The sequence below is a fragment of the Leifsonia sp. Leaf264 genome (assembly GCF_001422325.1).
Lineage (GTDB): Bacteria > Actinomycetota > Actinomycetes > Actinomycetales > Microbacteriaceae > Orlajensenia.
Genome location: NZ_LMMR01000008.1, coordinates 218980 through 231375, shown reverse-complemented (window position 1 = coordinate 231375; position 12396 = coordinate 218980). Strand labels below are relative to the sequence as shown.

The 12396-nt window shown below is 68.9% G+C and carries 11 protein-coding genes; 5 read left to right on the top strand and 6 right to left on the bottom strand.

Annotated elements, in window-relative coordinates:
* Window positions 1-33: 33 nt before the first annotated feature.
* Window positions 34-1428 (top strand): glycosyltransferase 87 family protein, encoded by a 1395-nt coding sequence (locus tag ASF30_RS20145; RefSeq protein WP_055910935.1) that lies wholly within the window; start codon window positions 34-36, stop codon window positions 1426-1428.
* Here ASF30_RS20145 and ASF30_RS20140 read toward each other — a convergent pair.
* From ASF30_RS20140 to dnaK, 5 genes are all read right to left on the bottom strand, one after another.
* Window positions 1397-2527, bottom strand: coding sequence for a class I SAM-dependent methyltransferase (locus tag ASF30_RS20140; protein WP_055910933.1), 1131 nt, complete (start codon window positions 2525-2527; stop codon window positions 1397-1399). The two genes, ASF30_RS20145 and ASF30_RS20140, sit on opposite strands and share 32 nt — an antisense overlap.
* 160 nt (window positions 2528-2687) lie before the next feature.
* Complete coding sequence (locus ASF30_RS20135) at window positions 2688-3104, bottom strand: heat shock protein transcriptional repressor HspR (RefSeq protein WP_055910931.1); 417 nt, start codon at window positions 3102-3104, stop codon at window positions 2688-2690.
* A 28-nt stretch (window positions 3105-3132) separates the two neighbouring features.
* Window positions 3133-4119 carry a DnaJ C-terminal domain-containing protein gene (locus ASF30_RS20130; protein WP_055910929.1) on the bottom strand — a complete coding sequence of 329 codons (987 nt, stop codon included), beginning with the start codon at window positions 4117-4119 and terminating at the stop codon, window positions 3133-3135.
* 28 nt (window positions 4120-4147) lie between these two features.
* Window positions 4148-4768: a nucleotide exchange factor GrpE gene (locus tag ASF30_RS20125; RefSeq protein ID WP_055910927.1), complete on the bottom strand. Its 621-nt coding sequence runs from the start codon at window positions 4766-4768 to the stop codon at window positions 4148-4150.
* 2 nt (window positions 4769-4770) lie between these two features.
* Window positions 4771-6621, bottom strand: coding sequence for a molecular chaperone DnaK (dnaK, locus tag ASF30_RS20120; RefSeq protein WP_055910925.1), 1851 nt, complete (start codon window positions 6619-6621; stop codon window positions 4771-4773).
* Between the two features lie 315 nt (window positions 6622-6936).
* On the opposite strand from dnaK, the gene ASF30_RS20115 reads away from it, so the two are divergent.
* From ASF30_RS20115 to ASF30_RS20105, 3 genes are all read left to right on the top strand, one after another.
* Window positions 6937-7551 carry a hypothetical protein gene (locus tag ASF30_RS20115; RefSeq protein ID WP_157497546.1) on the top strand — a complete coding sequence of 205 codons (615 nt, stop codon included), beginning with the start codon at window positions 6937-6939 and terminating at the stop codon, window positions 7549-7551.
* A gap of 31 nt (window positions 7552-7582) precedes the next feature.
* Window positions 7583-8170: a hypothetical protein gene (locus ASF30_RS20110; RefSeq protein ID WP_055910921.1), complete on the top strand. Its 588-nt coding sequence runs from the start codon at window positions 7583-7585 to the stop codon at window positions 8168-8170.
* Window positions 8171-8377: 207 nt separating this feature from the next.
* Window positions 8378-9325 carry a serine protein kinase RIO gene (locus tag ASF30_RS20105; protein WP_235480418.1) on the top strand — a complete coding sequence of 316 codons (948 nt, stop codon included), beginning with the start codon at window positions 8378-8380 and terminating at the stop codon, window positions 9323-9325.
* Between the two features lie 3 nt (window positions 9326-9328).
* Here the strand turns inward: ASF30_RS20105 and ASF30_RS22915 are convergent, their stop codons facing one another.
* Entirely contained in the window at window positions 9329-10885 is a 1557-nt protein-coding gene (locus ASF30_RS22915; protein WP_157497545.1) for a YncE family protein, read from the bottom strand.
* A gap of 122 nt (window positions 10886-11007) precedes the next feature.
* Between ASF30_RS22915 and ASF30_RS20095 the strand changes: the two genes are divergently transcribed.
* Window positions 11008-12309 carry an MFS transporter gene (locus tag ASF30_RS20095; protein ID WP_055910917.1) on the top strand — a complete coding sequence of 434 codons (1302 nt, stop codon included), beginning with the start codon at window positions 11008-11010 and terminating at the stop codon, window positions 12307-12309.
* Window positions 12310-12396: the final 87 nt, after the last annotated feature.

Sequence of the window (12396 nt, the reverse complement as noted above, 5' to 3'; positions counted from 1 at the left end):
CGAAGGCTCAGAGTCGGGTACTAACGTGCCGACGTGCCCGTCACCACTTCGCGCCCCCTGACCTCGCTCCGGTCGGTTCGCGGCATCCGCTGGCGCGCGATCACGACACGTACCCTGCGTTCCCGCCGCGCCCTGGTCGTCGCGTTCGTGGCCCTGCATCTCGCCTTCCTGGCCTGGCTGCTGCCGCTGATGCTCGCGGGTGCCGTGGACGGCGACCTGCCGCTCTACAGGGAGTGGGCCATGCATGCCCTCGACCACGGCGTCTGGGTCGGCGTCGACGCCGACTGGGTCTATCCCGTCGGCGCCCTGCTCCCCGTCGTGCTGCCGGCCGTCTTCGGGGCGGCGGCGTACCAGCTGGTCTGGTTCCTGCTGCTGACGGCCGCCAACGGCATCTCGCTCTGGGTGCTGACGGATGCCGGCCGCCGGCGCAGCGCGTACCCGGCGGCGTGGTGGTGGCTCGCCATCCTGCTGATCCTGAGCCCGGTCGCCCTGCTGCGACTCGAGGGCTTCACCGGCCCCATGGTCATCGTCGCCCTCGTGCTGCTCGGAACCCGACCCCGCCTCGCGTCGGCCCTCCTCGCCGCGGCAGCCTGGATCAAGGTCTGGCCCGCCGCCGTGCTCCTCGCTGCGCTCATCGCGTCAGGGCGCCGTCGGATCATCGCGATCTCGGCGGGGCTCACCTCCCTCAGCATCCTCGCCATCGCCGTCGCCGCCGGTGGCCTCTGGCATGTCGCGAGCTTCCTCACCACCCAGGGCAGCCGTCACCTGCAGTTGGAGTCCGTACTCGGCACCCCGTGGCTGTGGATGGCGATAGCCCACGTTCCCGGCGCCGAGGTCTATCAGGACTGGGCGCTCGAGACCCGCGAGGTGAGCGGCCCAGGCGACATCTGGATCATGGAGAACGGAACCGGCGTCATGCTGGCGGCCGTCGCGGTGATCGCCGTGCTCATCGGGTGGGCGCATCGTCGTCGCGGGGCATCCGACGCAGACATGCGTCTGTTCCTGACGGGTGCGCTGGCCCTCGCGACAGCATTCATCGTGTTCGACAAGGTCGGATCACCGCAGTACATGCTGTGGCTCGCACCGATCGTGGTGGTCGGCATCGCACAGCTCGGTCGGGCGTGGCGGGTGCCGACGGTACTCCTCACGGCCATCGCCGTGGCCACGACCCTGGTGTTCCCGCTGTTCTACCTGCAGCTCATCGACCTGGATCCGGGAGCGGCGACTGTGCTCGGCGTGCGCAACCTGCTGCTCGTCGTGCTGCTCGGCTGGACCGTGCGCGAGCTCTGGCGCCTCGGCCGCGACGGTGGTGGCACCTCGGCCGCGGACGCCGCCGTGGGCTTCACTCGCACTGGCCGTTCGGGGCTCGTGGGAGGGACGGCCCGGCCCGATCGGCCTAGCCGAGGCGCGTCGACACCGTCACGGTGAACTTGTCGTTCCGGCCCACCTGACGGGTCGGGCCCACGAGCCGGGTGAGCGCCGAGCTGTAGCCGAGGTGGGTGTTCCACACGGTCCACAGCTCCCCGCCCGGCGCGAGAACGCGGCCGGAGTCGGCGAAGAGCTTCATGGCTGTGCCCGTGTGCACTGTCGCGCCGATGTGGAACGGCGGGTTGAGCACGATGAACTCGGCGCTGGCGTCGGGTTGCAGGCTGAGGCCGTCGTCGCGCACGACCGTCACCCTGTCGCCGACGCCGTTGGCTTCCGCCGTCTCCCGCGCCGAGGCCACTGCAGCAGCCGACTGGTCGGTGGCGAGCACGCTGAGGCCGGGGCGGCGGAGCGCCAGGACAGTGCCGAGCACGCCGGTGCCGCATCCGAGGTCGATGACGGTGCCGGCATCCGGAGCCGCCGTCCCGAGATGCCCGAGCAGCATGCGGGCACCCATGTCGACGGATGCCCCGGCGAAGGCCGCAGCGTGGGCGACGATCTCGAGGCCCAGGGCCTCGTCGTGGCTGTGCCGGGGCCAGCTCGGCTCGGCCTCGGCGGCCGGCCGTCGCGGCTCGGTGGCGAGCAGCACGCGGGACTTCTGCCGGGCGAGGCTCACGTCGACGCGGCCGAAGCGGCGCAGCAGCACCTCGTTCTGGGTCGGCGTCATGTGCTTGAGGCGACCGCCGGCGATGACGCGCACGTCGGGGGCGGCATGGCGCGCTATGGCCTCGGCGATCTCGTCGAGGGCGTCGAGGCCGCGCGGAAGCCGCAGCAGCACGATGGAGGCTCCGGCGAGCAGCTCGGCGTCGAGCGCGTGGGAGCTGTAGACGTCGCTGAGGTCTGCCGCCGCCGCGTTGTTCGCCAGGGCGAGCTCGCCGGTCAGGTCGTCCTGGTGGGTACGGATGCCTGTGACGTCGTAGAGGGCCGCAGCGCCCAGGGTGAGGGCACCGTAGTCGTCGCCGATGACGACGACGGATGCCGGGGCGGCATCGAGCAGCGCGGGCCCGGCCTCATCGATGATGAGCCTGTCGGCGGCATCGGAGGCGAACAGGTTCGGCGCCTCGACGTCGGGGTACCGGCGGAGGGACTCGAACTCGAACATGTGCCAAGGGTAGTTCCCCTCGCTGGGGCCCACGCACCCGCCCGCGGAGCGACGGGAGCGCCGGGAACGACGCGAAGCGCCGCGAAGCGCCTGTGCTCCGCCCGGTTTGCCTCCACCTCGGCGGCGACTGCGTCGCTGCGCGAGCGGGGCGGAAAGCCGACTACTCGTGCTCCAGCGGCCGCCAGACCACGAGCTGGGTCGAACGCCGCACGCGGGTGCCGGCCTTGAGCGAGATGACGTCGCCTTCGGAGCCCGCCGCGAAGACGCGGCGGCCGGGGCGCTGCAGCAGCTCGTCGGCGAGTGCGGCCTCGAGTTCATGCACGCGCTTGGAGAGGGTGACCACCTGGTTCTCCAGCTCGAGTACGCGCTTGATGCCCTCGAGGCTCACGCCCTCGGCGCTCAACCGGGCGACCTCGCGCAGCTGCACCACGTCATGCATGGAGTAGCGGCGGGACTTGCCCGAGGTGCGCGACGGCGAGACCAGTCCGAGCCTGTCGTACTGGCGAAGGGTCTGCGGATGCATCCCGGCCAGCTCGGCCGCGACCGAGATGCCGAAGATGGCGCTGTGCTCGTTCATCCGCAGACCCTCCCTGACGTTCTGTGAGCTAGCCGCGGGCGCGAGCCAGCAGCTCGTCTCGGGGGTTCTCGGCCGGCAGCGCTGCCGCGAGGGCCTCGACCGCCTCCTGCGCCTCCTTGGAGAGATGCGACGGCACGGCGATCTGCACGACGGCGAGCAGGTCGCCCGTGCCCTTCGCCGTGGCGACCCCTCGACCCTTGACGCGCAGCACGCGACCGCCGGGGGTTCCCGGAGTCACGCGCAGCTTGACGGTCTCGCCGCCCAGTGTCGGCACCTCGATGGTGGCGCCGAGGGCGGCCTCCACGAAGGTCACCGGCACCGTCACGCGCAGGTTGAGTCCGTCGCGCTCGAAGACGGGATGCTTGCGTACGGCGACCGTCAGGATGAGGTCACCGGCAGCGCCACCGTCGGGCGACGGCTCGCCCTTGCCGCGGAGCCGGATCTTCTGTCCATCGGACACTCCGGCCGGGATCTTGACCTTGATCTCGCGCCCGGCCGACGTCTGCAGGGTGATCGTCTCGCCCGTGACCGCCGTCTGGAAGTCGAGGGTCGTCGACGCCGAGACGTCGCGCCCAGGCGTCGGGCCGCCGAAGCCGCGGTATCCGCCGCTCGGCTGCCCGAACCTGCCGCCCTGACCGCCGAACATGCCGCCGAGCAGGTCGTCGAACTGCGTCTGCTGGCTGGACTGCTGGCCACGAGCGCCGCCGCCGAACATGCCCCCGAAGACGTCCTCGAAGCCACCCTGACCGCCGGCGCCGCCCGCTGTGAAGCGGGCACCGCCGCCCATCGCGCGCACGGCGTCGTACTCCTTGCGCTGCTCAGGGTCGGAGAGCACCGAGTTGGCCTCGCTGATCTCCTTGAACTTCGCCTCGGCCGCGGCGTTCCCCGGGTTTGAATCGGGGTGGTACTTGCGGGCGAGCTTGCGGTAGGTCTTCTTGAGGTCGGCCTGCGTCACATCCTTCGAGACGCCGAGCACTTTGTAGAAGTCCTTGTCGAACCAGTCCTGGCTGGCCATCTGGCTCCCTTCTGGGGGTTCGGGAGGCCTAGGCCGGAACCTTCACGACGACCTTGGCCGCGCGAAGCATGGAGGATCCCAGGTAGTAGCCGGTCTCGACGACATCGGCGACGGTGTCCGTCTCGACCTCGTCGGTCGGCTGCTGGAAGATCGCCTCGTGGATGGTCGGGTCGAACAGGTCGCCGGCCGTTCCGAACGGAGTGAGGCCGAGTTTCTCGACGGATGCGCGCAGCTTCGACGCGATGGTCGAGAACGGCGAGTCTCCGTCGAGATCCCCGTGCTTCTCGGCGCGGTCGAGGTCGTCGAGCACCGGGAGCAGGATCTTGACGACCTCGCCCATCGACCGCTCGCGCTCGACCTCGCGGTTGGCGTCGGTGCGCTTGCGGTAGTTCGCGTACTCGGCGGTGACCCGCTTGAGGTCGTTGAGGTGCTGCTGGGCGAGCTCCTCGGCGGACGACTGGCCCGAGAGGAAGCTCAGGTCGGCATCCGACAGGCTGGTCTCGATGTCAGGGCCTTCGAAGCCGTCCTCGACGTCCGACAGTCCCGCCTCGGGGGCGTCCTGTGCGGACGCCCCGTCGGTCTCGGGCTGCTCGGGTCCGTCGTTCCCAGGCTCAGGAGCCGTGTTCTCGTTGTCCCGATCGTCGGCCATGGTTACTTCTGCTCCTCGTCGTCGACGACCTCGGCGTCCACGACATCCTCATCGGATGAGGTGGGCTCCTCGGCGCCATCGGCGGGGGCGGCATCCGGAGCAGCCTGCGACTGCGAGTAGATCGCCTCGCCGAGCTTGCCCTGCGACGCGTTCAGCTTGTCGAACGCGGTCTTCACGGCCTCGTCGTCATCGCCGGCGAGGGCGCTCTTCAGACCGTCGACATCGCCCTGGACCTCGGACTTGACGTCTTCGGGGAGCTTGTCGTCGTTGTCCTTGATGAGCTTCTCGATCGAGTAGACGAGCTGCTCGGCGGAGTTGCGGGTCTCGGCGGACTCACGACGCTTCTTGTCGTCGGCGGCGTTCTCCTCGGCCTCGCGGACCATGCGCTCGATGTCCTCCTTGGGCAGCGACGAGCCGCCCGTGATGGTCATCGACTGCTCGGTACCGGTGCCCTTGTCCTTCGCCGACACGTGCACGATGCCGTTGGCGTCGATGTCGAAGGTGACCTCGACCTGCGGAACGCCGCGGGGGGCCGGCGCGATGCCGGTGAGCTCGAAGGTGCCGAGCGGCTTGTTGTCGCGGGTGAACTCGCGCTCGCCCTGGAAGACCTGGATGGCCACTGACGGCTGGTTGTCGTCTGCGGTGGTGAAGGTCTCGCTGCGCTTGGTGGGGATGGCCGTGTTGCGCTCGATGAGCTTGGTCATGATGCCGCCCTTGGTCTCGATGCCGAGGCTGAGCGGGGTCACGTCGATGAGCAGCACGTCCTTGCGCTCGCCCTTGAGGACGCCGGCCTGGAGGGCGGCGCCGACGGCGACGACCTCATCGGGGTTGACGCCCTTGTTGGGCTCCTGGCCGGTCTCCTTCTTGACGAGCTCGGACACTGCGGGCATGCGGGTCGATCCGCCGACGAGCACGACGTGAGCGATCTCGTCGAGCTTCACGCCGGCCTCGCGGATGACGTCCTCGAAGGGCTTCTTCGTGCGGTCGAGCAGGTCGCTGGTCATGTTCTCGAACTCGGCGCGGGTGAGCGTCTCGTCGAGGTTGGCCGGGCCGTTCTCGGTGAGCGACAGGTAGGGCAGCTGGATGCTGGCCTTCATCGAGGAGCTGAGCTCCTTCTTCGCCTGCTCGGCCGCCTCCTTGAGGCGCTGCTTGGCGATCTTGTCGTTGGAGACGTCGACACCGGTCGAGTCCTTGAAGCGCTTGATCAGCCAGTCGACGATCCGCTGGTCCCAGTCGTCTCCACCGAGGCGGTTGTCACCGGCGGTCGAGCGCACCTGGATGGTCGAGAAGTCGTCGTCCTTGCCCACCTCGAGGAGGGAGACGTCGAAGGTTCCACCACCGAGGTCGAAGACGAGGATGAGCTCGTCCTCCTTGCCGCGATCCAGGCCGTAGGCCAGAGCAGCGGCCGTCGGCTCGTTGATGATGCGGAGCACGTTGAGGCCCGCGATCTCGCCGGCCTCCTTCGTGGCCTGGCGCTCGGCGTCATTGAAGTAGGCGGGAACAGTGATGACGGCATCCGTAACGGTGTCACCGAGGTACTGCTCTGCGTCCCGCTTGAGCTTCGAGAGGATGCGCGAGGAGATCTCCTGCGCCGTGTACTTCTTGCCGTCGATGTCGGTCTTCCAGTCGGTGCCCATGTGGCGCTTGACGCTGGAGATGGTGCGGTCGACGTTGGTCACGGCCTGGCGCTTGGCGGTCTCGCCGACGAGCACCTCGCCGTCCTTCGTGTACGCAACCACCGACGGGGTGGTGCGGAAGCCCTCGGCGTTCGCGATGACCTTGGGCTCGCCGCCCTCGAGGACGCTGACGACCGAGTTGGTGGTTCCGAGGTCGATACCTACTGCACGTGACATGTGATGTTTCTCCTTCTGCCGCGATGGTTCCGCGGCCTGTGGTTCGGCCTTGCGGCCTGCCCTTCGGCAGGCCCGTGAGAGCGATCCGAAGTCTGTCCATCAAGACTTGAGCCTTGATGACTCAAGTGTTCCACCGGGGCGAAATGGTGTCAAGCCGAGCTGCTCAAAGTTGAGTCGAATACACTCAACTCTCAGCTTCAAGAGCGTCCTAACCCCTGACCATGCGTGATTTCCGGATGCGGCGGCCGATTGCGCTTGTGCCACGATCGCACCGATCCCCTGCCATTGGTCATCGGCGCTGCCTACTATGGCGCCATGTCGACTCGCAGGCCCTTGGCCATCACCGCACTGACCGCCGCCGCGCTCACAGTCACGGCGATGTTGGCCGGATGCACGGCGCAGACCGGAAGCGCGAGCAGCGCATCGGCATCAGCGAACCCGACACCCACCTTCACTGATGCCTCCCCATCGGCCACCCCGACGCCGGAGGCCACTCAGGTCGCCCCTCGCGACGAGCCATCGCCCACCGCCGAGACTCCGATCGCCGCGGCCGGCTGCGACACCTTCCTGACCGAGGCGCAGACGTCGGAACTGGCATCCGAGGGTTTCGTCCCCGACCCGACCTCGACCTGGCCCGACGTGATGGCCGAGGCCGCTGCCAACGGTGGTACGTGGTGTGCCTGGAAGAGCGCTGACGGCAGCCCCGGCTTCCACGCCGGACAGGTCGCCATTCCGGATGCCGTCTGGCAGAAGAAGCGCGCGGACCTGGTCGCCCAGGGCGCGCTCGAGGACGATGCGAGCTACCCCGGATTCCTGGCACTGCCCGATGCGGGCGCCCCCGATATCGACGGGGGATTCGTCTACGCGAACGGCTGCCTCGTCTATGTGAGTTACCCGAAGCTGGCGGCATCCGTCACCGTCCTGCAATGAGGTCTGCATGCTGTTGACGAGAAGACATCGGATGGTCCGAGGCGCGCTGATCGCCGGAGGGGTCGCGCTCGCAACGCTGCTCGCCGGGTGCGCAGGGGCGGGGAGCCCGGCGCCGACCACCTCTCAGTCGTCCGGAACCGATGCCGACACCGACACCAGCCCCGACGCGAGCCCCGGCCCGACCTCGACAGCCGTTGCGCCCCGTGACGAGGCGACGCACACGCCGGAGACCCCCATCGTCGGATGCGAGTCGGTCTTCACCGAGGAGGAGAACGCCTCGCTCGCGGCCGATGGGCTCACCCTCGACGACACCTCGGCCCTCGGGCAGACCATGGCCGACATGCTGGAAGCCGGTGCCGCCGGATGCCGGTGGACGAAACCCTCGAGCGACATCGCCGTCTGGTATGCGAGGTTGCCCGTCGACGCCGCGGCGCAGGCCGCGTGGGAGTCCAAGCTCACGGCCGCAGGATTCACGGTGAGCAACGACCCCGTGGACGGCGCCATGCTCGCCCCGGCCGACTACGACGGCAACTACCGGCCCACCGTCGTCATCCACGACGGCGTGCTGCACTTCGCGAGCTACGCCGACATCCTCGCCTCGGTCGTGGAGTTGCAATAGCGTTGCCCCCTGCCCGCGCGCGGGCATAGGCTGGGCGCGCGCGCTCGCGCATCCGTTCCACCGGAGATCGAAGGGAGTGATACCGCATGGCCGTCTTCTCAGTGACACCTGCTCACTCCTCCTTCCTCGAGGTCATCCGCTAACACCCGCCCGCCCACACGCGGCGCAGGCATCCGATGGCCTCCCTCTCATCCGGAGAACATCACCTTGTCTTTCGACACCAGTTTCGGCACCACTTTCGACATCCCTCTCAACCCTCGGCTCGACGCTCCCGTCGAGGCGCCTCTCGACGAACCCGGCGCCGACGGCTCCGGCTCCGTCTCCATCGGCTCGGTCGATTCCGTCGGCACCTTCTCCCTGGCCGAACCGGGGGAGGACCAGCGCTGGTCGACCTGGCCCGCGGTCACCCCGACCGAGCGCGGCCCGCTCCCGCACCCGGCCTGGCTCGTCACCAGCGCCGCCGCCTTCGACACCGAACTCGGCATAGTGAAGACGGGCAAGGAGGGCGACGTCTTCCTCATCGAGCGCGGCATCCCCGACGACGGCAGCGGCCGACCCGGGCCGAGCTGCCTGCTGGCCGCCAAGCGCTACCGCGGCCTCGAGGTCAGCGACTTCCACCGCTCGGCCCAGTACCAGGAGGGCCGACGGATGCGGAACACCCGCGACACCCGCGCCATCGCCCGGGGATCGTCCTACGGCCGGGGCGTGGCGTCAGGGCGCTGGGCCTTCGCCGAGTTCGAGGCGCTCTGCCGGGCGTTCGATGCCGGCGTGCCGGTTCCGTATCCCGTGCAGGTGAACTCCACCGAGGTGCTCATGGAGTTCATCGGCGACGGGCGCACGGCCGCACCCCGGCTCGCGCAACTGCGGGCACCTCGCGCCCAGCTCGAGCCGTTGTTCGACCAGACCTTCGAGATCATGCGCTCGTTCGCCCGTGCGGGAGTCGCGCACGGCGACCTCTCGGCTTACAACCTGCTCGTGCACGACGAGCGGGTCGTGGTCATTGACCTGCCGCAGCTCGTGGACCTCGCCGCGAATCCCGGAGGGCTCGACTTCCTGCACCGCGACGTCGTCAACGTGTGCACCTGGTTCACCAGGCGCGGCCTCGAGCGCGACGCCGAGTCGTTCTTCGCCGCTCTCGTGGCCGAACTCTGGTGACGTTCAGCGGGAACGACGGTTCCGGGCGACGATCAGGACCACGGCTCCGGCGAGGAGGATCGCGAGCCCGCCGATGACCACCCAACCGATCTCGACGCCGGTCGCCGCCAACGCGGGATCAGAGGGGGGTGTCTGCGCACCGGTCGGCGCGGGGCTCGCGGTCGCGGTGGGCGAGGCCGTCGGCGTCGGAGTAGGCGTGGGTGTGATCGTCGGAGTGGGAGTCGGCGTCGGCGTCGGCGTCGGCGGGACCGTCACGGTCAGCGTCGTCGGAGCACCGACGACGTCATCGAAGAGATCGCTGATCGCGACGATCCGGTAGAGGGTTCCCGATGCGGACTCCACACCGTCGACTGTGAGGGACTCACTCGTGGCACCGTCGACGTCAGACCAGGTAGCGCCGCCGTCGCTGCTCTGCTGCCACTGCAGCGTCTGCCAGAAGTCGTTGATCGTCGCCGTGAAGGTCGCGGCCGTGCCGACGACCACGCTCTGGGCGGGGATCGGATCGATCGTGGGCTTGGTGAAGACCAGCACCTCGTCGGAACCGCCACTCGTCGCGTACACCTTGTCAGCGTCACCTCCGGGCTGGCCGTAGGTCTTCACGGACTCCACGTTGTCGCCGGCCTGCACCTGCGCGAGCGCGCCGGTCTGGTAGTCGTAGGTGACGATCCCGCCGGTCAGGCACGCCACGTACACGCGGTTGCCGGCCGGTGAGGTGTCGACGAGCCGGGGCCCGCATGGCACCTCCGCCGTGACGACGGATGCCGGATCGCCCGGGGTGAATCCGCTCACCGAGGTGGGTGTCCCGGAGTTGCTGCTCACCACCCGGTCCTGTGCCGCACTGTAGGAGAGGCCCCACGGAAGGTCGCCGGTCGGGATGACCGCCGCATCCGGGGCGAGGCTCCCATCCGACGCGACGGCGACACCGAACACTCCACCGGCCGGGGCTGGAGCGTTCGCGGTGAAGTACACCTGTGACCCGTCGCTCCGGGTTGCAACGCCCCGCGATCCCGATGACGGCAGGTTGACGGTGCGCGGTGATGCCGCGAGGTTCGCGGTGTCGAACTGGTACTGGGGATTGAACAGGGTCGCCGCGTAGACGAATCGACCTGTCGGATCAGCGGCGAGTCCGACGAAGCCGCCGCCGCCGGAGAGCACGGTCGGTGCCGTCGGCACCGCCCCAGTGAGCGCGGCGGTCGGATAGACCCACACCTCGCCCGGGCTGTAGAAGGACACCCACACCTGCGAGCCGTCACCGCTGACGGTGATGGCGGTGGGATTGAACGCGGAGGCATCTCCGAAGGGGATGACGTTGGTCTCTGCCATCGTCGCTGTGTCGTACACGCGCAGGTCGGCGATCCCGCCGTCGCCCCGCGAGATGACGAACAGGTCCTGTCCGTCTGCGCTGAGGGCGAGGTCGATGGGATAGCGGCCGGATGACACCGTCTGATAGGTGAAGGCCGGATCCGCCTGGGCAGCCGTCTGGCCGAGCACGCCGACGCCGGCGACGAGGAGGAGGGATCCGGCGACCGCAGCGATGCGACGCCACAGTCGTGCCTTCATGAGCATCCTTCGGGTGTTCGGTGTGGACAGTCTCACACGTCCCCCGATCGGGTGCCAAATCCCGCGGATGCCGCCGGGTGCCGCGCACCCGGATGTTCACGAGACGGCACTAGCCTGAGCGCATGACCAGCACCGTTGCCGATCCGACGACCACTCGAGGGCAGATCCTCGCCTGGGGCCTGTGGGACTGGGGATCGGCCGCGTTCAACGCCGTCGCCACCACCTTCGTCTTCACCGTGTACCTCACCGGGAAGTCGTTCGGCGAGGAGGCGGCGGTGTCGGCCCAATTGGGCTGGGCTCTCGGCCTGGCCGGTATCGTCGTGTTGCTCATCGCCCCGGTGACGGGTCAGCGATCCGACACCTCCGGCCGGCGCAAGCTCTGGCTGGCGGTGAACACGGCCGTCGTCGTCGCATGCCTCGCTCTCATGTTCCTCGTGCAGCCGAGCCCCGACTACCTCCTCCTCGGGCTCATCCTGCTGGCCGTCGGCACGGTGTTCTTCGAGATCGCCGGCGTCAACTACAACGCGATGCTCGCCCAGATCTCCACTCCGAAGACCGTCGGCCGGGTGAGCGGATTCGGTTGGGGCATGGGCTACATCGGCGGGATCGTGCTGCTGCTCATCGTCTACTTCGGCTTCATCAAGCCTGAGGTCGGGCTGTTCGGCGTGACGGGCGACGACGGCCTGGCCGTCCGCGTCTCGATGGTCATCGCAGCGCTCTGGTTCGCCGTCTTCGCCCTACCCGTGCTGTTCGCGGTTCCCGAGCTTCCGGTGACGGATGCCGCCAAGCATGAGCGCATCGGCTTCCTGAAGTCGTACGCCGTGCTCGGCAGGGACATCGCGCGGCTGTGGAAGACCAGCCGCCCGACAGTGCACTTCCTGCTCGCGAGCGCCGTCTTCCGTGATGGGCTCACCGGCGTCTTCACCTTCGGCGGCGTGCTCGCGGCCGGCACCTTCGGCTTCTCCCCCGGCGACGTCATCATCTTCGCGATCGCCGCGAACGTGGTCGCCGGCGTGTCGACCATCAGTGTCGGCTACCTCGACGACCGCCTCGGAGCGAAGCCCGTCATCGTCACGGCGCTCATCGGCCTGGTGATCTCAGGCTCGCTGGTGTTCCTGCTCCACGACGGCGGAACAGTCGTGTTCTGGGTCTTCGGCCTCATGCTGTGCCTGTTCGTCGGGCCGGCCCAGTCGGCCAGCCGCACGTTCCTCTCCCGCCTCATCCCCGCGGGCAGGGAAGGCGAGGTGTTCGGCCTCTACGCGACGACAGGACGTGCGGCGACGTTCCTCGCCCCCACCGCTTTCGCCCTGTTCGTGACGATCGGCGGTGCGCAGTACTGGGGCATCCTGGGAATCGTGCTGGTGCTCCTGGTCGGCCTGCTCCTGCTCATCCCGGTGAAGGCCAGGCAGGACCAGATCGGGTGATCCTCGCGCCGCGACCTTGACGGCGGCTCCGACGCGCGACCACACTGAAACCGACGTCGGTCGGGCATCGGCGCGATCGAAGGGCAC

Bases quoted from the DNA above. Each gene is read 5' to 3' on its own strand.
- ASF30_RS20140 (WP_055910933.1), bottom strand. From the start codon at position 2,527: ATGTTCGAGTTCGAGTCCCTCCGCCGGTACCCCGACGTCGAGGCGCCG.
- ASF30_RS20135 (WP_055910931.1), bottom strand. From the start codon at position 3,104: ATGAACGAGCACAGCGCCATCTTCGGCATCTCGGTCGCGGCCGAGCTG.
- ASF30_RS20130 (WP_055910929.1), bottom strand. From the start codon at position 4,119: ATGGCCAGCCAGGACTGGTTCGACAAGGACTTCTACAAAGTGCTCGGC.
- ASF30_RS20125 (WP_055910927.1), bottom strand. From the start codon at position 4,768: ATGGCCGACGATCGGGACAACGAGAACACGGCTCCTGAGCCTGGGAAC.
- dnaK (WP_055910925.1), bottom strand. From the start codon at position 6,621: ATGTCACGTGCAGTAGGTATCGACCTCGGAACCACCAACTCGGTCGTC.
- ASF30_RS20115 (WP_157497546.1), top strand. From the start codon at position 6,937: ATGTCGACTCGCAGGCCCTTGGCCATCACCGCACTGACCGCCGCCGCG.
- ASF30_RS20110 (WP_055910921.1), top strand. From the start codon at position 7,583: ATGGTCCGAGGCGCGCTGATCGCCGGAGGGGTCGCGCTCGCAACGCTG.
- ASF30_RS22915 (WP_157497545.1), bottom strand. From the start codon at position 10,885: ATGAAGGCACGACTGTGGCGTCGCATCGCTGCGGTCGCCGGATCCCTC.
- ASF30_RS20095 (WP_055910917.1), top strand. From the start codon at position 11,008: ATGACCAGCACCGTTGCCGATCCGACGACCACTCGAGGGCAGATCCTC.